Source organism: Sodalis sp. RH15 (assembly GCF_047324255.1).
Taxonomy (GTDB): domain Bacteria; phylum Pseudomonadota; class Gammaproteobacteria; order Enterobacterales; family Enterobacteriaceae; genus Acerihabitans; species Acerihabitans ligni.
Genome location: NZ_CP178738.1, coordinates 2,293,264 through 2,314,718, shown reverse-complemented (window position 1 = coordinate 2,314,718; position 21,455 = coordinate 2,293,264). Strand labels below are relative to the sequence as shown.

General features: G+C 56.8%; 21 protein-coding genes. 19 read left to right on the top strand and 2 right to left on the bottom strand.

Annotated elements, in window-relative coordinates:
• Positions 1-2: 2 nt before the first annotated feature.
• Positions 3-836 (bottom strand): phosphonate ABC transporter ATP-binding protein, encoded by an 834-nt coding sequence (gene phnC, locus ACL2XO_RS10820; protein ID WP_413742672.1) that lies wholly within the window; start codon positions 834-836, stop codon positions 3-5.
• 519 nt (positions 837-1,355) lie between these two features.
• On the opposite strand from phnC, the gene phnF reads away from it, so the two are divergent.
• The 18 genes from phnF to ACL2XO_RS10730 all read left to right on the top strand — a co-directional run bounded on the left by phnF (position 1,356) and on the right by ACL2XO_RS10730 (position 18,287).
• On the top strand, positions 1,356-2,084 hold the full coding sequence (gene phnF, locus ACL2XO_RS10815) for a phosphonate metabolism transcriptional regulator PhnF (protein ID WP_203522067.1): 729 nt from the start codon (positions 1,356-1,358) through the stop codon (positions 2,082-2,084).
• Positions 2,085-2,531, top strand: coding sequence for a phosphonate C-P lyase system protein PhnG (phnG, locus tag ACL2XO_RS10810; RefSeq protein ID WP_413723902.1), 447 nt, complete (start codon positions 2,085-2,087; stop codon positions 2,529-2,531).
• Entirely contained in the window at positions 2,531-3,112 is a 582-nt protein-coding gene (gene phnH / locus ACL2XO_RS10805; RefSeq protein WP_413742671.1) for a phosphonate C-P lyase system protein PhnH, read from the top strand. The genes phnG and phnH overlap by 1 nt, the downstream gene beginning before the upstream one ends.
• Complete coding sequence (locus ACL2XO_RS10800; RefSeq protein WP_413742670.1) at positions 3,112-4,194, top strand: carbon-phosphorus lyase complex subunit PhnI; 1,083 nt, start codon at positions 3,112-3,114, stop codon at positions 4,192-4,194. The genes phnH and ACL2XO_RS10800 overlap by 1 nt, the downstream gene beginning before the upstream one ends.
• Positions 4,187-5,053: an alpha-D-ribose 1-methylphosphonate 5-phosphate C-P-lyase PhnJ gene (locus ACL2XO_RS10795; protein ID WP_132922394.1), complete on the top strand. Its 867-nt coding sequence runs from the start codon at positions 4,187-4,189 to the stop codon at positions 5,051-5,053. The genes ACL2XO_RS10800 and ACL2XO_RS10795 overlap by 8 nt, the downstream gene beginning before the upstream one ends.
• Complete coding sequence (phnK, locus tag ACL2XO_RS10790; RefSeq protein ID WP_132922395.1) at positions 5,053-5,841, top strand: phosphonate C-P lyase system protein PhnK; 789 nt, start codon at positions 5,053-5,055, stop codon at positions 5,839-5,841. The genes ACL2XO_RS10795 and phnK overlap by 1 nt, the downstream gene beginning before the upstream one ends.
• A 12-nt stretch (positions 5,842-5,853) precedes the next feature.
• Positions 5,854-6,576: a phosphonate C-P lyase system protein PhnL gene (phnL, locus tag ACL2XO_RS10785; RefSeq protein WP_413742669.1), complete on the top strand. Its 723-nt coding sequence runs from the start codon at positions 5,854-5,856 to the stop codon at positions 6,574-6,576.
• A complete protein-coding gene (gene phnM / locus ACL2XO_RS10780) occupies positions 6,573-7,709 on the top strand; it encodes an alpha-D-ribose 1-methylphosphonate 5-triphosphate diphosphatase (protein WP_413723898.1) in 1,137 nt (378 codons plus the stop codon). The genes phnL and phnM overlap by 4 nt, the downstream gene beginning before the upstream one ends.
• On the top strand, positions 7,709-8,263 hold the full coding sequence (gene phnN / locus ACL2XO_RS10775; protein WP_132922398.1) for a ribose 1,5-bisphosphokinase: 555 nt from the start codon (positions 7,709-7,711) through the stop codon (positions 8,261-8,263). Before phnM ends, phnN begins: the two co-directional genes overlap by 1 nt.
• Entirely contained in the window at positions 8,260-8,862 is a 603-nt protein-coding gene (locus ACL2XO_RS10770; protein WP_413742668.1) for a DapH/DapD/GlmU-related protein, read from the top strand. The genes phnN and ACL2XO_RS10770 overlap by 4 nt, the downstream gene beginning before the upstream one ends.
• A gap of 163 nt (positions 8,863-9,025) precedes the next feature.
• On the top strand, positions 9,026-9,982 hold the full coding sequence (locus tag ACL2XO_RS10765) for a sugar-binding transcriptional regulator (protein WP_132922400.1): 957 nt from the start codon (positions 9,026-9,028) through the stop codon (positions 9,980-9,982).
• Between the two features lie 355 nt (positions 9,983-10,337).
• Positions 10,338-10,979, top strand: coding sequence for an SIS domain-containing protein (locus ACL2XO_RS10760; RefSeq protein WP_413723895.1), 642 nt, complete (start codon positions 10,338-10,340; stop codon positions 10,977-10,979).
• Positions 10,980-10,983: 4 nt separating this feature from the next.
• Positions 10,984-12,441, top strand: a complete 1,458-nt coding sequence (gene xylB, locus ACL2XO_RS10755; RefSeq protein WP_413742667.1) for a xylulokinase — start codon at positions 10,984-10,986, stop codon at positions 12,439-12,441.
• Entirely contained in the window at positions 12,428-13,498 is a 1,071-nt protein-coding gene (locus tag ACL2XO_RS10750; RefSeq protein WP_243701439.1) for an ABC transporter permease, read from the top strand. Before xylB ends, ACL2XO_RS10750 begins: the two co-directional genes overlap by 14 nt.
• The gene (locus ACL2XO_RS10745; protein ID WP_413723893.1) at positions 13,485-14,468 is read left to right on the top strand and encodes a substrate-binding domain-containing protein; all 984 of its coding nucleotides are present in this window, start codon (positions 13,485-13,487) and stop codon (positions 14,466-14,468) included. Before ACL2XO_RS10750 ends, ACL2XO_RS10745 begins: the two co-directional genes overlap by 14 nt.
• Positions 14,469-14,493: 25 nt before the next feature.
• Positions 14,494-15,996, top strand: a complete 1,503-nt coding sequence (locus tag ACL2XO_RS10740; protein WP_413723892.1) for a sugar ABC transporter ATP-binding protein — start codon at positions 14,494-14,496, stop codon at positions 15,994-15,996.
• A complete protein-coding gene (locus tag ACL2XO_RS10735) occupies positions 15,993-16,541 on the top strand; it encodes a hypothetical protein (protein ID WP_413742666.1) in 549 nt (182 codons plus the stop codon). Before ACL2XO_RS10740 ends, ACL2XO_RS10735 begins: the two co-directional genes overlap by 4 nt.
• 411 nt (positions 16,542-16,952) lie before the next feature.
• Positions 16,953-18,287, top strand: a complete 1,335-nt coding sequence (locus tag ACL2XO_RS10730) for an MFS transporter (RefSeq protein WP_413723890.1) — start codon at positions 16,953-16,955, stop codon at positions 18,285-18,287.
• Between the two features lie 87 nt (positions 18,288-18,374).
• On the opposite strand, the gene ACL2XO_RS10725 is transcribed toward ACL2XO_RS10730, so the two are convergent.
• Positions 18,375-18,641, bottom strand: coding sequence for a helix-turn-helix transcriptional regulator (locus tag ACL2XO_RS10725; RefSeq protein ID WP_132927811.1), 267 nt, complete (start codon positions 18,639-18,641; stop codon positions 18,375-18,377).
• 823 nt (positions 18,642-19,464) lie between these two features.
• Here ACL2XO_RS10725 and opgB point away from each other — a divergent pair.
• The gene (gene opgB, locus ACL2XO_RS10720; RefSeq protein ID WP_413742665.1) at positions 19,465-21,354 is read left to right on the top strand and encodes a phosphatidylglycerol--membrane-oligosaccharide glycerophosphotransferase; all 1,890 of its coding nucleotides are present in this window, start codon (positions 19,465-19,467) and stop codon (positions 21,352-21,354) included.
• Positions 21,355-21,455 lie beyond the last annotated feature (101 nt).

Genomic DNA, 21,455 nt, shown 5'->3' with positions numbered 1-21,455 from the left:
CATCAATGTAACTGTTCTTTTTCGTCGCCATATAAACGATGCAATATTCCGTCAGTTAATAATGAGGGATGATTATCGAAAATAATCTGTCCCTGGGCGATGCCGATAACCCGGCTGCAATACTCTTTTACCAATTCCACGGAATGCAAATTCACCACGACTGCAATATTTCTTTCGGCAACGCTTTGCAAGGCGTCCATAATCCGACGGGTATTTTTCGGATCGAGAGAAGCTACCGGTTCATCCGCCAGCAAAATTTTCGGGTTTTGCATTAACACCCGGCAAATGGCTACCCGCTGCATCTGTCCGCCGGAAAGATTTTCCGCCCGCTGCAAGGCATGGGGTAAAATATTTAGCCACTGCAGTAATTCAATGGCCCTGGCGCGATCGCTGTCGGTGAAAATCTTGAAAAAGGATTTTAACGTCGACGTGTGGCTCAGGCGTCCCAATAATACATTCGTTAAAACATCGAGCCGCGGAACCAGGCAAAAGTCTTGGAAAATCATACCGCATTGCGCCCGCCAGCGCCGCATTTGCCGTGGAGTCAGGCGTGCGATATCCAGAATATCCCCCTCCTGGCGATAATGCAGCAATTCACCGCTGGAAGAAGGGATAGTGCCGTTCAATACATGCAACAGCGTCGATTTGCCGGCGCCGGATCGGCCGATAACCGCCACAAATTCACCGGCATAGAGATTGAAATTGATATCAGACAGGACCGGCTGCTGGGATTTGTAATGTTTATATAATCCTTTTACCGCCAGTACTTGCTGTTGTCGCGTCGGCTGTTGGCCGGGAATGGGTGTCTGCGCAAGCTTGAGGAGTGGCTGGGCCATATTATTTCTCCGGAGGTCAGCGATATGGTTGGTATTAACGGATTAAATTATGACAACTTAATGATGATAAGATGACCTGCCGGTGACATAATAATGACTTGATCCAGCCGGCGATAAAAAAAATATTGTATTAATTTACGTTTTTCCGGGATGAAAATTTAACAAAAATCACGGTAAGTATGCAACAGGAAAGTCTTTTATTCTTGCCTGCTAATACCCCCCCTTCCCTAGACCCCGATGAGACATCATTCAAACGCAATTAATCATTAATTAAACAAGAGAGACTTTGATTGTTTCTCCGAATTTTCTTTTATCTTTAATACTCTTACCAGAAAATAAATTCGCCCGCTTACAGAGTTCATGATTCCGTCATATTCCATTAACCCGGCTGTCATTTAGCGTCTGCATGATAAATCCCATTCCACGGCAAGGTGTGCATTATGTCGGCATTGAACCCGAGAACATCTGGCTTGCCTCTTTTAATAAACCTGAATGATCCGGTCAGCGGAGATTTTAATTATGCTGCACTTGTCTAGACATCCGACCAGTTATCCTACCCGCTACGAGCAAATCGCCGCGCTGCTTGAGCAGGAGTTGCGCTCCCATTACCGCTGCGGCGACTATCTGCCGTCCGAGCAGCAGTTGGCGCAACGGTATGAGGTCAATCGCCATACCCTGCGCCGGGCGGTGGATCAGTTGGTGGATCGAGGCTGGCTGCAGCGCCGGCAGGGCATCGGCACCCTGGTGCTGATGCGGCCTTATGATTATCCCCTGCATGCCCGCGCCCACTTCAGCCAGAACCTGCTGGATCAGGGCAGCCACCCCACCAGCGAACTGCTGCTGGCGGTGCTGCGTCCCGCCAGCGGTTCCATCGCCGCCGCGCTGAGCTGCGAAGAGGGGCAAAACGTTATACACCTGCGCACCCTGCGCAGGGTGAATAACGTGCCGCTGAGCGTCATCGATCACTATCTGCCGGATCTGCTCTGGTGGCCGGCGCTGCAACGGTTTCGCAGCGGTTCGCTGCACGATTTTATCCGGCAGGAATTACACCAGCCATTGGTGCGCCGCCAGACGCGCATCAGCGCCCGCCGCGCACAGGCCAAAGAGAGCCAGTTGCTGGAAGCGGCCAACCAAACTCCGTTGTTGTGCGTTCGCACCCTCAACACCTGCGCCGGCGGCGACAAGGTGGCGGAATACTCCGTCACCCTGACGCGCGCCGATATGATTGAACTGACCATGGAGCACTGAATGCATACCTTAGAGGCCAGGCAACGCTGGATGTCGGTTTTGGCGTCCAGTCCCGCCGCCCTGCTGCGGGACCATTGGCAGGGACTGGATCTGCATCCCGCCTATCGCGCCGTCCGGGCGCCGGAAATCGGGCTCACCCAGCTACAGGCCCGTATGGGCGCCACCGGCCGCCGCTTTGTGCTGGGGGATATGACCGTCACCCGGGCGGTTGTTCAGCTGGATAACGGTACCTATGGCTACGGCTATATCGCCGGACGCGACAAGGCCCACGCCGACCTGTGCGCGCTGATTGACGCCCTGATGCAGCAAACAGAGTATCGGGAGCGTTTGCAGTCACAGCTGATCGAGCCGCTGGCCGCACGGCGACGGGAACAGCAACAGCTGCGCGCTCGCGCCGTCGCCGCCAGTCGGGTGGATTTCTTTACTCTGGTAAGGGGGGACAGCTAATGACGCTTCTTGCCGGCTTTACCCATCCCGTTGTCCAGGCGCAGCGGTCGTTCAGGCTGCTGCTCAAAGCGCTGAGCGAACCGGGCCACCGTATTACCCTCGACGATTGTCCCCGCTGGGACGCCGTCGTTCCCGCCGCCGCCGGCGTGCTGCTGACCCTGGCTGACGGTGAAACGCCTTTATATATCACGCCGTCATTGTGCAGCGACAGCGTGCAGGCCACGCTGCGTTTTCATACCGGCGCTCCGCTGGTGCAGGCGCTGACGGGCACCGGCTTTGCGCTGTTCGATGACCGGATTACCGGGCCGGATTTGCTGGCCTTGCCCTGTGGCGATGAAACCTCGCCCGAGTCGGGAGCCACGGTGCTGGTGCAGGTGGCCTCCCTGGATGAGGGAACGCCGCTGCGCCTTAGGGGGCCGGGTATCAAGGAACGGCGCGATATCGCCCCGGCGCTGCCCGCGGCGGTAAAGGACTATTTATTGACCCCGTCCCGGCGTTTTCCCTTGGGCCTTGATTTTATCCTGCTGTGCGACGACCAGTTGCTGGCAATCCCGCGAACCACCCACGTGGAGGTGTGCTGATGTATGTCGCAGTGAAAGGGGGCGAGAAGGCCATTGATGCCGCCCATCAATTACAGGAGCATCTGCGCCGCGGGGATAGCGCTTTGCCGGCCATCGATTGCGAACAGATCGATCAACAGCTGGGCCTGGCGGTGGATCGGGTCATGACCGAAGGGGGCATTTACGACCGGCAGTTGGCGTCCCTGGCGATAAAGCAGGCCGGCGGCGATCTGGTGGAGGCGATTTTTCTGCTGCGCGCCTACCGCACCACCCTGCCGCGCCTGGGGGTCAGCGAACCGCTGTGCACCGAAACCATGCGCCTTGAGCGCCGGATCTCGGCGGTTTACAAAGATTTGCCCGGCGGTCAGGTATTGGGCCCCACCTATGATTATACCCACCGCCTGCTGGATTTTGCCCTGCTGGCGGAGGGGGAAGCGCCCACGGCGCCCCAGGCGGACGATCCGCTGCCGGAAAGCTGCGCCCACGTATTCGATTTGCTGAACCGGGAAGGATTGGCGCGGGCCGAGCGGGACGACGGCAGCGAACCGGATGACATCACCCGCCATCCGCCGGTGTATCCCGGCTCCCGTTCGGCGCGGCTGCAGCGGCTGGTGCGCGGCGATGAGGGATTCCTGTTGGCCCTGGGCTATTCGTCCCAGCGCGGTTACGGCCGCAGCCATCCGTTTGCCGGCGAGATCCGCAGCGGCTATCTCAGCGTGCAATGGGTGCCGGAAGAGCTGGGTTTCGCCGTTGAGGTGGGTGAAATCCTGCTGACCGAATGCGAAATGGTCAACGGTTTTGTCGACCCGGGCGATGAACCGCCCCACTTCACCCGGGGCTACGGTCTGGTGTTCGGCCGCGCCGAACGCAAGGCCATGTCCATGGCGCTGGTGGATCGCGCCCTGCAGGCCGGGGATTACGACGAACCCGTCGCCAGCCCGGCCCAGGATGAAGAGTTTGTACTGGCCCATGCCGACAATGTCGAAGCATCGGGTTTCGTCTCCCACCTGAAATTGCCCCATTACGTGGATTTTCAGGCGGAGCTGGAGCTGCTTAAACGCCTGCGCCGGGAATACGCCGCCGGAGGGGAAAACCATGAGTGATATTTTGACCGGCTACAATCCGGGTTATCTGGATGAACAGACCAAACGCATGATTCGCCGCGCTATTTTAAAGGGCGTGGCGATCCCCGGTTATCAGGTGCCGTTCGGCGGCCGCGAAATGCCGATGCCTTATGGCTGGGGCACCGGCGGTATCCAGGTGACCGCCAGCATCATCGGCACGACCGATGTGCTTAAGGTCATCGACCAAGGGGCGGACGACACCACCAACGCGGTCTCCATCCGTCGCTTCTTTCAGCGGGTAGCCGGCGCGGCCACCACCGAACGCACCGTGGAGGCCACCATTATCCAGACCCGCCACCGCATCCCGGAAACGCCGCTGGCGGAAGATCAAATCCTGGTTTACCAGGTGCCCAATCCCGAGCCCCTGCGTTTTATCGAGCCCAGGGAGACCGAGACCCGCAAGATGCACGCCCTGGAAGAGTATGGCGTGATGCAGGTGAAGCTGTACGAGGATATCGCCCGCTACGGCCACATCGCCACTACCTACGCCTATCCGGTAAAGGTCAACGGCCGTTATGTCATGGACCCGTCGCCGATCCCGAAATTCGACAATCCGAAGATGCATATGATGCCGGCGCTGCAGCTGTTCGGCGCCGGACGGGAAAAACGCATCTATGCCCTGCCGCCGTTTACCCAGGTGGAAAGCCTGGATTTTGACGACCATCCCTTTACCGTCCAGCAGTGGGACGAGCCCTGCGCCATTTGCGGCTCCCGCCACAGCTACCTGGACGAAGTGGTACTGGACGACCTGGGCAACCGGATGTTCATTTGCTCGGATACCGACTATTGCCGGCAGCAACTGGCGTTATCCCAACCCCCACATGAGGCGTCCCGCTGATGAATGTTGCAACCCTTTCTTCAACGCCGCTGCTGTCGGTGGAAAACCTGACCTATTTTTATACCCCCGGCAAGGGCTTCGGCAATGTCTCCTTCGAGATTTACCCCGGCGAAGTGCTCGGCATCGTCGGCGAATCCGGCTCCGGCAAAACCACCCTGCTGAAAGCCATTTCCGCCCGACTGGCGCCCCAGGAAGGGCGGATTATCTACCGCCCCGGCGCCGGCGAGGAGCACGATCTTTACCGGATGGCCGAGAGCGATCGCCGCCGCCTGCTGCGTACCGACTGGGGCGTGGTGCACCAAAATCCCCTCGACGGGCTGCGGGCGCGGGTATCCGCCGGCGGCAATATCGGCGAACGGCTCATGGCGGTGGGGGAGCGTCATTACGGCGACATCCGCCGCCAGGCCGGACAATGGCTCACCGACGTGGAAATTCCCCTGGCGCGCCTGGACGATGTTCCCACCACCTTTTCCGGCGGAATGCAGCAGCGGCTGCAAATCGCCCGCAATCTGGTGACCCACCCGAAGCTGGTGTTCATGGACGAACCCACCGGCGGGCTTGACGTATCGGTGCAGGCAAGGCTGCTGGATCTGCTGCGCGGCCTGGTGGTGGAGATGCAGCTGGCGGCGGTGATCGTGACCCACGATCTCGGCGTGGCGCGCTTATTGGCCCACCGGCTGCTGGTAATGAAGCACGGGGAAGTGGTGGAAAGCGGTCTGACCGATCGGGTGCTGGACGATCCCCATCATCCTTATACCCAACTGCTGGTGTCGTCCATTTTGTCCTGAACGAGAGAATTTATGCAAAATTTACCAGACAACGCGCTATTACAAGTGGAACACCTGAGCAAGACCTTTGTGCTGCATAACCAGGACAGCGTACGCCTGCCGGTGCTGGAGGATGCCAATCTGACGGTCAGCGCCGGGGAGTGCCTGGTGCTGAACGGCCATTCCGGCAGCGGTAAATCCACCCTGCTGCGATCGCTGTACGCGAACTATCTGCCCGACAGCGGCCATATCTGGCTGCGTCATCAGGACCAGTGGCTGGATATGGTACCCGCCGACGCCCGGCAGATCATGGCGGTACGCCGCCATACCCTCGGCTGGGTAAGCCAGTTTTTACGGGTCATTCCGCGTATCAGCGCCCTGCAGGTAGTTATGCAGCCCCTGCTGGAGCTGGGTATCGATGAGGGCATCTGCCGCGAGCGGGCCGAGGGGCTGCTGGCCCTTCTCAACGTGCCGCGGCGGCTCTGGCCTCTGGCGCCGTCGACCTTTTCCGGTGGGGAACAGCAACGGGTCAATATCGCCCGCGGTTTTATCGTCGACTACCCGGTGCTGTTGCTGGACGAACCCACCGCCTCTCTGGACAACCGCAACAGCGCGGCGGTGGTGGGGCTGATTGAACGTGCCAAACAGCGCGGCGCCGCCATCGTCGGCATCTTTCACGACGACGGGGTGCGGGCGCGGGTAGCCGACCGTTTATATGCCATGCAGCCTCCCCATGGGTTGGAGATGTCAAAATGATCATCAATAACGTTAAGCTGGTTTTGGAAAACGAGGTGGTGGAGGGCGCCATCGAGACGGAAGACGGTATTATCCGCCGCATCGGCGAGAGCCCCAGCCGGCTGCCGCAGGCCCTGGACGGCGAAGGAGGCTGGCTGCTGCCCGGTCTCATCGAGTTGCATACCGACAACCTGGATAAATATTTCAATCCGCGGCCGAAGGTGGACTGGCCGTCCCATTCCGCCATGAGCAGCCATGATGCGCTGATGATAGCCAACGGCATCACCACGGTGCTGGATGCGGTGGCGGTGGGCGATGTCCGCGAAGGCGGCCACCGGCTGGGCAACCTGCAAAAAATGATCGATGCGGTTATCAACAGCCAGCAGGCGGGGCGCAACCGCGCCGAACACCGGTTGCATCTGCGCTGCGAGCTGCCCCATCACAGCACCCTGCCGCTGTTCGAGCAATTGGTGGATAAACCCGGCGTGTCCATGGTCTCGCTGATGGACCATTCGCCGGGTCAGCGCCAGTTCGCCTCTCTGGAGAAGTACCGCGAATATTACCAGGGCAAATATCACTTCACTCCGGGTCAGATGGCTGCGTTCGAAGAGGAGCAAACCGGCCTGGCGCAGCGCTGGTCGGCGCCCAACCGCACGGCCATTGCCGCACACTGCCGCCGGCGCGACATTGCCCTGGCCAGCCATGATGACGCCACCGAGGAACACGTTGCGGAATCCGCCGTCCTGGGCGCGGCCATTGCCGAATTTCCCACCACGGAAGCCGCCGCCGCAGCTTCTCGCCGCCACGGTCTGCAGGTCTTGATGGGCGCGCCGAATATCGTGCGGGGAGGATCCCATTCCGGTAATGTGGCGGCCCAACACCTGGCGACTCTCGGCATGCTGGATATCCTCTCCTCGGATTATTACCCCGCCAGCCTGATGGACGCCGTATTTCGCATTGCCCATGACGAGAGCAACGCCTACACCCTGCCGCAGGCGGCTAAAATGGTCACGCTGAATCCGGCGCGCGCCCTGGGACTTAGCGATCGCGGGCTGATCGCCGAAGGCAAGCGCGGGGATCTGGTTTTGGTCAATCGCCACGACGGCCATATCTATGTGAAAAATGTCTGGCGCCAGGGCCGGCAGGTTTACTGATGAGCCGCCTCATTTATCTTATGGGCCCGTCGGGATCCGGCAAGGACAGCCTGCTGGCGGCGATGCGCAGCCGGCCGGTGCCTTCTGTGCTGGTCTCGCATCGCTACATTACCCGTCCGCCCGGCGACGGCAGCGAGAACCACATTGCCCTGAGCGAAAGCGAGTTCATGCAGCGCCGCGCCGCGGGGCTGTTCGCGCTGCACTGGCAGGCGCACCGCTACTATTACGGCCTGGGCATTGAAATCGATTTATGGCTGCTGCGGGACAGCCATGTAGTGGTGAATGGTTCCCGCGCCCATCTTGCCCAGGCGCAGCAACGCTACGGAGAGCGCCTGCTGCCGGTCTGCCTGCGGGTCTCGCCGGCCAACCTTCGGCAGCGGCTGCGCCAGCGGGGACGGGAAACCGCCAAGGAGATTACCGAGCGGCTGGCCCGAGCGGCTGAGTACCAGCAGTCTTTGCCGGACCGCTGCGCCTGGCTTGATAACAACGGCCCCATCGCCGACACCGTAACGGCCTTTCTGGCCCTGATTAATCCGCCACAGGAATCAATATGAATATCGAAGCGCAACCCAAGATAGGCAATAACGTGACGCTGAACCAATCCCGGTTGGGTCAGTACGTCCATTTAGGGGACGACGCTATACTGGAGGAGGTGGAGATGGGGGATTACTCCTATACCGCCGGCCACAACCAGATCTCCTATGCCACCGTAGGCAAATTCGTCTCCATCGCCACCTATGTCCGGATCAATCCCGGCAATCATCCCACCTACCAGCGTATCGCCCAGCACCACTTCACCTACCGCGGTTCGGACTATGATCTCGGTGAGGACGACGAAGCCATTTTTGACTGGCGCCGCGCCCAGCACGTCACCATCGGCCATGATGTCTGGATAGGCCATAACGCGGTGATCATGCCGGGCGTCACCATCGGCAACGGCGCGGTGGTGGGCAGCGCGGCGGTGGTGACCAAGGATGTCGCCCCTTACGCTATTGTCGCCGGCGTGGCGGCGAAACAAATCGGCAGCCGTTTCTCAGATTCCCTCATCGAACGTATCGAGCGCAGCCAGTGGTGGCATTGGGATCACGAGACCCTGCGGGAACGGATGGCGGATTTTCGCGATATGGAAAAATTTATCGCTCGTTACCTCTGATATCACGCCATGGCCGGCAGAAGTTAGCTGACAGCGAGGATACAATGAGCTAAGATTACGCTCAAATGAGCAAACAAGACGGCGCAACGGACAATATCAACATTATCACAAACGGCCGGCCTCCGGTGGTCGGCCTGTGTCCTTTGCGCCGGGAGATCTTTTGATGCCCCTTCTTCCCCTACAGAAAATCCAGGCGATTACCGTGGCGCGCGCCTATTTTATCGACCGCAAGACCAAAAGCCAGATTGCCGATGAAATGACCATCTCGCGGTTTCGCGTGGCTCGCATCCTCGATAACGCCATTGAGCGGGGTTTAGTAAAATTTGTCATCGCCGAGCAGGAAGATATAGACATTGCCCTTTCCCAGCAACTGACAAAAAAATTCGGCCTCCATCAAGCGGTGGTGATGGTGGGGCCGGATCTGCCCGCCAGCGCCCTTACCCAGCAGTTGGGTGTTCTCGGCGCGGCGGCGTTGGAGGAATTGCTGATGCCCGGCATGAGCGTCGGCGTAGCCTCCGGACGGGTCTTGTCGGCGGTGGCCGACGCCCTGACCCATTTGCCGGTGTTGGATGTGGTACAGGCCGCCGGCGCGCAGCCCGGCATGGAATTCTCCCATAACTCCATCGAACTGATACATCGCATTGCCAATATCAGCGGCGGCAAGGCGCACCCGATTTATATTCCCATGTGGGTGGACAACGAGGAAACGGCGCGCAACCTGCTGCGGGAACCCAGCGTGGCGGCGGTGCACGAGCGTTATAATCACTTGGATGTACTGATAACCGGCATCGGCTCCTGGAATCCGCCGGCATCATGCATGTTCACCACCTTTCCGGATGACTGGCGCCGGCAGGTATTGGCCGCCGGCGTCTGCGCCGATATCTGCACCACCATTGTGGACAAGCACGGCCAGGTGGTGCCCTCGCCGCTGGATAAGCTCAGCCTGTCCATGAGGGATGAGCAGGTGCGCAACGTGCCGGAAGTCGTGGCCATTGCCGGAGGCCAGGAAAAATACGGCGCCATTGCCGCGGCCTTGATCGGAAAATGGGTCACTACGCTTATCACCGATGCCGGTACGGCACGCTATCTGCTGGCCCTGGACCCGTTGCCCCTGAAATAGCCCGCTTCTCTAAAAGGGAAATCCCCCTCCCCCCGGCCCTGATGCCGCTGCCCTCATTAACTTTTTGTTACATTGCAAATCTGCCCCCGCCGGCCGGCCGGGGCAAGCGGCGCTTTATATAGCGCCGCCGGTGGAAACCCGCAATTGGTGTGCTCCTTTTTAACATGCTCATTTGAGCGATGCTAAAAAAGGCAATGGTAAAAAAATTCAGACCTGATTCACTGTTTTATGTGCCTAACAACGCCTCAGTGATGAAAAATGTGATTGATATCGGATAAATAACAGGCAGCAATTGCGCGAATATTTGAATAAAGTAATTTATTGCGTACATCAATCGAGCGGAGTGAACGCACATATGAGCAATCGAGACTTTTTTGATGCCGCCGGCGTGGCGGCGCAGGTGACCGAATCGGACATCCAGGCGGTAGCAGCCATTAAAAAACTCTTTGACCAGCCGGTATTCGATCGCGTCACTGCTCTGTTGGCCGCCTGCAATGGCAAGGTTTTAGTCACCGGCAGCGGCACCAGCGGTTCCGTGGCGCGGCGGGCCGCGCATTTACTCTCCGTCAGCGGCACGCCCGCGTTCTTTCTCTCGCCCGGGGACGGTTTACACGGCGGTTTGGGCGCGTTGACGGCGGAGGATATTATCCTGGCCTTCTCAAAAGGCGGCAATTCGGAGGAATTGAACGATTTTTGCCGGCGCGGGCAGACCCTGGCCAGTCATCTGGTGGTCATCACGGCAAACCCCGACTCGCCCCTGAGCCAAATGGCGGACATGACGCTGTCGATTCCCCTGGAGGAAGACTGCGATTTGGGGGGCGTTATCGCCACCGGCTGTACGCTGGCGTTTTCAGCGCTGACGGATGTTCTGGTGGAGATTTCCCGGCGTCTGCGCGGCTATGAGTGGGAGTCTTTTTTTTTCACCCACCCCGCCGGCGCGGTAGGCAAAGATGCGGCGGACAGTCTCAAGCGTTTGCAAAAAAGCGAACAGAGGTAGCAGCATGATACGCGATATCGCCGCCGGTATTGATTCGTCCACCCAATCCTGCACCGTTTTACTTCGCAGCCTTGGCGACGGGGGGGTGATAGCCCAAGCGCGGGCGCCCCATCCCCCCACCACGCCGCCCTGCAGCGAGCAGGATCCGGAAGCCTGGTGGCAGGCCTTATGCCTCGCGCTGGGGGAACTGAGGGAATACTGGCCGCGAATCGCCGCCCTGTCCGTCGGCGGACAGGGGCACGGGCTGGTGATCCTTGATGAAAACGACCGCCCGCTGCGACCGGCCAAGCTATGGAACGATACCGAGTCCGCACCGCAGGCCCGGTGGTTATTACAGCAACTGACCCCTTTGGAATGGGCCTGTGCCACCGGTTCGGTACCCGGCCCGGCAATGACTATCGCCAAACTGGCCTGGACCGAGCAGCATCACCCCGGTCTGCTGGCCCGCAGCCGGCGCATCATGCTGCCCTTCGATTACCTGGTATACCGGTTATGCGGCCGCAGCGTTACGGAACGCGGCGGCGCGTCGGGCACCGGCTATTTCAACCCGTTCGACAACAGCTGGCAGCCGCAGCTGGCCGCACTGGTTAATCCTGATATCGACTGGCCGGCGCGCTGGCCGGAGATTATTCCTTCCCACGGCCTGGCGGGGGAAGTTACGGCAGCGGCGGGGTTGCCCGAACTCACCGGCGCCCTGGTGGGGGTCGGCACCGGGGACAATATGTCGGCGGCCCTGGGCATGAACGTGCAGCCCGGCGATGTGGCTATTTCCATCGGCACCAGCGGCACCCTGTACGGTATCACTCCGCAGGGGATCATCGATCCCACCGGCACCCTGAACGTCTATGCCGATGCCGCCGGGCGCTATATGCCGATGATTACCACCCTTAACGCCGCCAAGGTGACGGATACCTTCCGCCGGCTGCTGAATGTCTCCACCGAAGGTTTTGACTCCCTGGCGCTGTCGTGTGAACCGGGCGCCGGCGGACTGGTATTGCTGCCCTATCTGGACGGCGAACGGACGCCGAATCTGCCCGACGCCCACGGCCGGCTGGATGGCCTGCGCACCACCACCACCCCTCAACACCTGGCTCGCGCCGCCGTGGAAGGCGTGTTATGCGGTTTATTAATGGGCCGCGAAACGCTGCTTGGCTACGGTTTTAACATGTCCGGCCGGTTATTGCTTACCGGCGGCGCCGCGCGCTCCAGGGCATACCGGCAAATATTGGCGGATCTTAGCGGGCAGGACGTCTGGGTCAGTCCGGTGGCGGAAACCGCCGCCGCCGGGGCGGCGATCCAGGCGGCGGCGATAGCCGCGGGCTGCAGCAACGACGACATGGCCGGCCGCTGGAGCGTGCCTCTGCAGGCGGCGGCGCAGCCGCGGGCGGATGCCGGCCCGGTGCTGAAAAATTATGTCCGCAGCGCTCACTCATTCCTGGAGAGTCACCATGCGTCAACCTGATAAAGCGACGGTGCAAAAGCAGCCGATCCGTATTCCTCCGGAAGCGGGCATTGCCGCGGTGTTCCTATTGGTTATGCTGGGGGGATTTATCGCCTCCCCCAACTTTCTTACCGTATCGAACCTGATGGTATTGTTGCTTAACGGCGCGGTAATCGGTTTTCTTTGCCTGGGCCAATCCTTTGTGCTGCTCACCGGCGGCATCGATCTCTCCTGCGGCTCTATCGTCGCCATGACCTGCGTGCTGGCGGCGCTGCTGATGGAGAATTTCGGCCTGCCCTGGCAACTGGCGGTGCCCATTGTCCTCGCGGCCGGCGCCCTGACCGGGCTGGTGAACGGTTTAATCATCGAGCGCACCGGCGTACCGCCCTTTATTGTCACGTTCGCCATGATGGGGGTGGCGGCATCAATACCGCAGATCATCACCGGCGCGGAGTCCATCCGGGTAACCCAAATCGGCTACAGCCTTATCGGCCAGTCCAAGCCCCTGGGCATTCCCTTCCCGGTGCTGGCTCTATTGATTGCGGTGATTATGGCGGTCATTTTTCTTAAGCGCAGCGTCACCGGCACCCATATCTACGCGGTGGGGGGAAATGCCGACGCGGCGCGCCTGGCGGGAATCAGTATCCCGCGCATCACCCTCTTGGTCTACGCCATTTCCGGGCTATGCGCCGCCTGCGGCGGACTGATTTACGGTTCCCGGCTGATGACCGGCTACCCCACCGCCGGACGTGGCGACGAACTCTTCTTTTCCATCGCCGGCGCCGTGGTGGGCGGCGTCAGCCTGTTCGGCGGCACCGGTAGCATTATCGGCGCCATGATAGGCGCGATGCTTATCGCCGCTATCTCCAACCTGATGAATGTCATGAATGTCAGCGCCTACTGGCAACCGCTGGTTATCGGCCTGATCATTCTGTTCGGCGTGACCTTCGACACCCTGAGAACCGCCAGGAAAATCACCCTTCCCTGGCTTAAACGCCGTAAACCCCTCTGCAAATCCATAACAAAAAATCAAAATCAACGTACCCAACAGCCAGGAGAAGGCCATGCAAATCCGTAATAAGTTCATTGTCGCCACCACAATGCTGGTGCTTAGCGCCGCATTGGCGGGATGCAATCGCGAAGACAGCAGTCAAACCGCCGGCGCGCCGGCGAAAAAAACCCTCGGCGTAACGCTGCCCAACTTAACCAACCCTTACTATGTGGCGATGAAAAAAAGCTTCGAAGATAACGGCGCGGCGCAGGGGTTTAATGTAAAAGTGTCCATCGCCGACAATGATGACGCCAAACAGCTCTCCCAGGTGCAGAGTTTCGTGCAGCAGAAAGTTGACGCCGTGGCGGTGAACTGTGTCTCCTCAGGCCCCTGCGTTGCGGTCATCGGTGAATTGAACCGCGCCAAGATTCCGGCCTTTACCATTAATCTGCTGCCCGATACCGACGGTATGAAGCAGCAAGGCGTCAGCGTTGTGCAAGGCGTGCAAACCGATCAGGCGCAAGGCGGCCATTATATCGGCGAACAGCTGGTGAAAGACCTCGGCCCCGATGGCAAAGCGGTTATCGGTATCGTCGGCGAACCGACCTCCATCTCCGCCAACGCCCGCGACGACGGATTCAAACAGGCCATCGCGTCCAATCCCAACCTGAAAGTGGTGGCCCTGGTGAACGGCAAGGTGGAAGAGACCACCTCCCTTAAGGTCACCACGGAAATGCTGCAGGGCAACCCGGAAATGACGGTGGTATTTTCCGATACCGAACCTTCGGCGCTGGGCGCCGCGGCGGCCATCGAACAATTGGGCAAGAAAGGCAACGTGCAGCTTTACAGCTTTGTGGATAAAGAAGGCGTCAAACGCATCGAGGACAACAGCATTCTTAAAGCCGGCGCCATACAGGAACCGGTTAAGCTGGCCTCCCTGCTGGTGGATAGCGTGAAAAAACATTTCGCCGGGGAAACCCTGCCGCCGCTGCTGAACAGTCCGCCGCTGCTGGTGAATAAAGACAATGCCCCCAAAGTCATCGATGCGGCATATTAAGGCATAACGGCGGAGGCGAAATAAGATGAATTATGCTGCCCGCGGTATCAAGATCGCGTTTTCAGGGGTGCAGGTACTGCACGGAGTGGATTTTTGCGTCGAGCCCGGAAAAATCCACGGCCTGTTCGGTCATAACGGCGCCGGTAAAACCACCCTGCTGAAAATTCTGGCCGGGGTGAACAGCCACGACGAGGGCCGGCTCCTGCTGGGGGATCGCGTCATCCGTCTCGCTTCGCCAAGGGATGCTCTCAAGGAGGGCATCGCCTGCGTTTATCAGGAACTGCGGCTGATACCCGATATGTATGCCTGGCAGAATCTGTTCCTCGGCCGGGAAATACGGCGGCGCGGTTTTCTCGACAAGACGGCGATGCTGCGCCATACCCAGCGGGTTATCACTGAATACGGGCTGCATTTCAGCGCCGGCGACCTGGTGAAAAATCTGTCACACCCCGATAAACAGATGCTGGAGGTGATTGCCAATCTCGATCGCGACGCGCGTTTTTTATTTCTGGATGAGCCCACCACCGCGTTGGAGGGCGGCCAGGCCGAAGAATTGCTGAAGGCCGTCCGGCATATCGCCCTGGAAAAAAACATCGGCGTAGTGCTGGTGTCCCACAAGCTGGACGAAGTCCTGGGGGTGTGCGACGAAGCCACCGTTATGTGCGCCGGACGGGTGATTTACCACGCCGGCAAACAGAGTCTCGGCAAACAGGCCATTGTGGATGCCATTGTGGGGGACGCCGCCGCCTACCAGCGTACCCAACAGCGCCACCGCGGGATCGACGGAGACAAGACGCCGTTCCTGAGCGTCAATCAGCTCTCCACGACACGCTTGAAAAATATCCGCCTGAGCGCCCGGCGCGGCGAAATATTGGGCGTCTACGGTCTGGCCGGCGCCGGCCGGACACGCTTTTGCCGTACTCTCTACGGATTGGAGAGCATGACCGGCGGCCAGATCGTACTGAACGGCTGTCCCTATCATCCCGCCAACCCGGCGTTGGCCATCAAACGAGGCATCGCCTATCTTACCGAAGAGCGTAAAAAAGACGGCTTCATCCCGAAAATGTCGAGCCTGACCAATGCCGTGCTGCCGATATTGCGCCGTTTCCGGCAGGGCGGCATGATCAACCACCGCAGTGCGGACCGGAACGCGCGGACTATCTTGCACAGCATGAATACCCTCGGTTCGCTGGACGGGCCGATCCAATCCTTATCCGGCGGCAACCAGCAGAAAGTATTGTTCGCCCGGGTAATAGGCCAGCAGGCCACGCTTATTTTGCTGGATGAGCCCACCAAGGGAGTGGATATCGGCGCCAAGGCGGATATTTATCGGATCATCCGGCAGTTGGCGGATGCCGGCTGCTGCGTGATCATGGTCTCCAGCGAAGAAGAAGAGCTGCTGGAAGTGGCGGATGTGATTACCGTTTTCCGGCACGGGCAGTGCGACGGGGTTATCCTTCCCGCCGGTGAAATCACGGCGGCAATGTTGCGCAAAGCGGCCTGGGACAGCGAAACGGCGGCGGCGTGAATATTTCCGCCAGCGTCTATGCCGCCGATCAGCGCTGTATTATGGCGCAACTGCTGCCGCTATTGCCGCATCTCGAATCCCTGCATTTTGATGTGATGGACGGGCTTTTCGTGCCGTTCCACGGCCTGAACCAGACCCTGTTCCGCCAATTGCGCGATAGCGTTGATTTGCCCATCGACGTCCATTTGATGATCCGGCATCCGCAATCCTGGGCGCTGCGCTTTGCCGAGATGGGAGCACGCTGGATAGCCTTTCATCCTGAAACCTGCGAAAATCCGCTGGCGCTGCTGCGGGCCATCAGGGACTATAAATCCCGCGCCTATCTGGCCCTCAGTCCGCATATCAGCGTTTCGTCGGTGCGGCATTTACTGGAGGAAGCGGACGGCGCGCTGATATTAAGCGCCCCGCCGGGGGGCGGCGACTTCATGCCGGAAATGCTGGCGAAAGCCCGCGCTCTGCCGGCGGGTTTGCCGGTATGCACGACGGTAAAATGCAAAGACACCACGCCGGGTTGCTCAGGAATCTGCCGGGGGATCTCGTGGTGATGGGGACCGCCCTTTTCGGCACGCAATAGTTGTGCATATAACCGCAAAAAGTCTGGCATCCGCCCAACCTATTGTGATTATTGTCATATTTTGAATATTCTCCCACGCCAAGTTGTCGTAATGTGACCTTAAGCACATTCAACCTGATATCACAAAAAAGACCTCTTGAACCGCCATAAGATTGGTCATTTGCATAATGACTTAGCCGCCCACGCTTTTTATACTGCCATTCTCGGCAAAAGAGCGGAGCGGTTAATGAGACGTTATTTTCTCTTCAGGGAATTTCATTGTGAAAAAGCCCGCCTTTAATTAACGCTTTCCTTTTCACAATTATATTTATGTCTAACGGGCTTATTCACAGCTCCGCAGCACATGCCGCACGCAAAAGCAAAATTCACGTGGAGAAATATCATGGCGGTTGAAACGAGTTTATTAACTAAAAAGCGAACCCACGTTCGTTTTTATGTTTTGCTCATTATTTTTATTATCACAGCAGTAAATTATGCCGATCGGGTAACCCTGTCTATTGCCGGTACCCAGGTTTCGAAAGAGCTGGGGTTAGACGTAGTGGATTTGGGCCAGATATTTTCCGCCTTCGGTATTGCCTACCTGGTAATGCAAATACCGGGCGGCTGGCTGCTGGACAAGTTCGGTTCCATAAAAGTGTACAGCTTTAGTCTGTTTTTCTGGTCGCTGTTTACCCTATTGCAGGGATTTGTCGGCGGATTATCCATTTCCGCCGCCGTGTTATCGCTGTTTATGCTGCAGTTTATGCTGGGTTTTGCCGAAGCGCCGGCATTTCCAGCCAATGCGCGCATAGTCGCCGCTTGGTTCCCCGCCAAAGAGCGCGCCACCGCCTCATCCATATTCAATGCGGCGCAATATTTCTCACTGGCCATTTTCTCGCCGTTTCTTGGCTGGCTGGTTTATGCCTGGAGCTGGAAACACGTCTTTGTCATTATGGGCGTCATCGGATTTGTATTAACCATTATATGGACCAAATTCGTTCATAACCCGTTTGAATCCCCCTACGCTTCCCGTGAAGAACTCGATTATATTGAACAGGGCGGCGGCGTAGTGAATATGGATCAGAAAAAAAGCGCCCGCCAAGGCCCCAAATGGAATTATGTCAAACAGCTATTAAGCAGTCGAATGATGCTGGGTATATTTTTCGGCCAGTATTTTTTAAATACCATTACCTGGTTTTTCCTGACCTGGTTCCCGATTTATCTGGTGCAGGAAAAAGGCATGACCATTATGAAAGTGGGTATCATTGCCTCTATTCCGGCGATATGCGGCTTTTTGGGCGGCATTTCCGGCGGCATGGTTTCCGATCTGCTGCTCAAACGCGGCTGTTCCCTGACCTTTGCCCGCAAGGCACCGATTGTTTTCGGCATGCTGCTGGCGTCAAGCATGATTTTGTGCAACTACACCAATAACACCGTTTTGGTTGTGGCGCTGATGGCCTTGGCCTTCTTCGGCAAAGGTTTCGGCGCGCTGGGTTGGCCGGTTATCGCTGATACCGCGCCCAAAGAGGTCATCGGACTGTGCGGCGCGATTTTTAATATGTTCGGCAATGTGGCATCCATCGTGACGCCGCTGCTCATCGGCTATCTGGTCAAGGGCCTGCATTCGTTTAACGCCGCGCTGATCTTCGTCGGCTGTTCGGCGCTGATGTCCATGCTCTGTTATCTGCTGGTGGTGGGTAAAATCCAGCGGCTTGAACTGAAGAAAGTCCCCGAATAAGCTGCGGTTGCCGCCCGGCAACACACCAGGCCAGCCTAGGCTGGCCTTTGTTTTAAGGGGCCGTAGACCAGGCCTGTCGCGGGGCGCTTAACTCTTCTTTTCCAGAAATTTCACGCTGTATAGGGTTAGCAACGCGGACGCAAAGGTATCGTCTACAGTGTAAAAGTAGCATTCCGGTACTTCCAGTACCCGGGCGAAAGCGCAACATGTCTCAAAATTGGGCCGGTAGATACCATTTTCATACTGGCTGATGCGGGATCGGGCCGTGGACTCGTCTATTCCCGCCATAACGGCCAATTTTTCTTGCGTCAGTCTCGCCCTTTTACGGGCTTCTTTCAGACGTTTTGGGATCATTTCGATATATTTAGCAATGTTCACTTGTTTATCTGTTTAGCATCCTTTAACATCAATGTTGTTTAGTTTAGCTGAACATATAAAAGCTAAAGTTAAAGCGCCAGGGTTAGGGCCGGTAATTGCCGGCTCGTTTGGTGATTAAAAAAAAAGCGTACTACAGAGCTTTGTTTTATAACAGCTATTCTAAATAATAATAAAAAACGCAGAGACAATCGCTCTTACTATTTTATGCTGCATACCGCTCATGATTGTTCGGTTTTTTTCAAGGCCGGCACCCCCGATTTTTTTTCCTGTTTTTCTGATTTAAATCACAAACCGTCCACTCGCACCCTCCCCACGCAGGATGCCAATCGGGTGGATAAAGCGCTGAAAATCATCCGCAGCCTGGCGCAGGCGTTCGGGCTGAGCATGATAATCGTCAGCCATCAAATCCGTTTTACCCGACTGGTGGCGGACGGCGGGCAGTAAGCGCATGCAAAAATCCACCGTCATATAGTTGCAGCAAAAAGTGTGTAAAATTTTGCGTCCCTTGATATTGCCGACCGTCGGTGGAGGTGCGTTTCAGTACGATATCCACCCTGGTTAACCCATTGAATTAGAATCAATACCATCATAAATACCCCACGCCGACGCACTATAACGGTGCCGGCGGAAACAAGCCTGCCCCGCCTTTGCGGCGGCTGTCGGCTAAAAATCTCTGGCTCCGCCAAACATTGATTGGTATATATAGCTATTATTAGAAGAAACGGGACGGATGACCGCATTGAATCGTTACTGTTTGTCGGGACAAGGTTTTACCGTAACCAGTTGCGGAGGCATCTAGATGTCTGCAGAAATACTTTCAGCTGTGTTATTTGTGACATCCATCATAATATACTCGCTGCGGGCCGATCGAAATAAGCTATGGTTTATATTAGTATTATTTATACTAGGGCTTTATATTGTTCTTAATTTAATTCGAGTAGCCAGTAATTATTTTACCGGCGACGGTATCAACGATTCAGTCTTGTATACCATTACCAGCAATCTCACCGGCGCCGGCGTGGGGAAATACATCTTACCCTTTGCGGGTTTTTTACTGGTTTCCCTGGCGGTGTTCGGCTTGATGTCATGGGTTTTGCTCAGGACCAGCGGCAAAAATACTAATGTCTTATACAGTATTCTGGCTTTGATTTTCGCCGGCGCCTCGGTGGTGGTCACTCCGGCGTTCGGGGAAATTGCCGGCTTGATGAAGTCTGAATTCGGTCAGGATAAATCCGATTTTTATAGCTATTATAAAACACCCAAAAAAACCATGTCGGGCAAAAAGCCCAATTTAATTTATATCTATGCCGAAAGCCTGGAAAAGACCTATTTTGATCAAGATGTATTTCCCGGTTTAACCTCCGAGCTCAATTCGGATAAAGTCGATTCCACTTCTTTTGAAAATACTATCCAGTTACCCGGCACGGGCTATACCATTGCCGGCATTGTGGCGTCCCAGTGCGGTATCCCTTTATTCGCCCCCTTTGACGGCAATGCATCCAGTTCCCTGTCTACCTTCTATCCCCATGCGGTTTGCCTGGGCGACGTTCTTCACTCTTCAGGCTATGATACCTATTTTTACCAGGGCGCCGATTTGGCCTTCGGTGGTAAAGGCCTGTTCTTGAAGTCTCACGGTATCGATCATTTATACGGGCTCCAGGAGTTGCAGGATCAGGTGGAGGACCCGAATTACAAAAATGAATGGGGCTGGTATGACGATACCCTATTGGATATCGTTTACAATAAATATGTTGAGCTGTCCAAAGAGAATAAACGTTTCGCTTTGTTTGCCTTAACGGTGGATACCCATCATCCGGATGGTTATATTTCCAGAACCTGTACTAAAAAAACCTACGAATTTAATCATGTGGAAAACAGCTCCCTGAGCGCTGTTGCCTGCAGCCAGCAACATATCGCGGACCTGATTGATAAAATAAAACAATCACCCTATTTCAGTAATACTGTGATTGTGGTTTCTTCCGATCATCTGGCCATGAACAATACTGCCTATGACATATTAACCAAGAATGATCGGAAGGATTTGTTTTTTATCATTCGCGGCGATACGGCTAAAAAGCAGGAAATAAATGTAAAGAGAAGCACGCTGGATAACGGCGCCACGGTGCTGGATGTGCTGGGGGGAGATAATTTCATCGGTTTAGGCCGCAGCAGCCTTTCGAACGTCTCTTTGGCAACCTATTTTATGAATATCAATCAAAAAATAACCGGCTGGATACCGGCCATTATCCGGCAGTGGGATTTCCCGCGCAAAATCACTAAGTATAAAATCGACGTTGCGTCTAAAACCATTAAGTTCAATGGTGTGAGTTTCAAGACGCCGTTAATTTTGAAAGTGGAAAAGAACCGGGTGGAACCTATGTTTGATGTGTATTTGTCGGTTCCGCTGAATCAGCAATTGGCTAAGCTGGATGCCAATGAAAAATTTGTCTGGGTGGATGATTGTACCAAAATGGCCAATGTCTGGGACGATCAGCTGAATCAGGTGAATAATACCTGCGTGGCGACAGGTACGCTTAATACTCATCCCAAAATTGTGAAAATCGATAGCGATGTTTATCGCGGCAAGGTGAAATTCAATCAGCCCCGGGAGGGGGACGATCCTGATTCCATTTATCAGAATACCGTCAACAAACTTGCCGAGGATGCCGCCAACTCCATGCCGCAGTGACGGCGCGGGCGCCTTTAACACGCTCGGTTCTGGCCGCGGTGGTGGCTGGCCTAGCTAGCCATGAGGCGCTCCGGCGGGCGGGAAAACCACGCCCGCTTCGA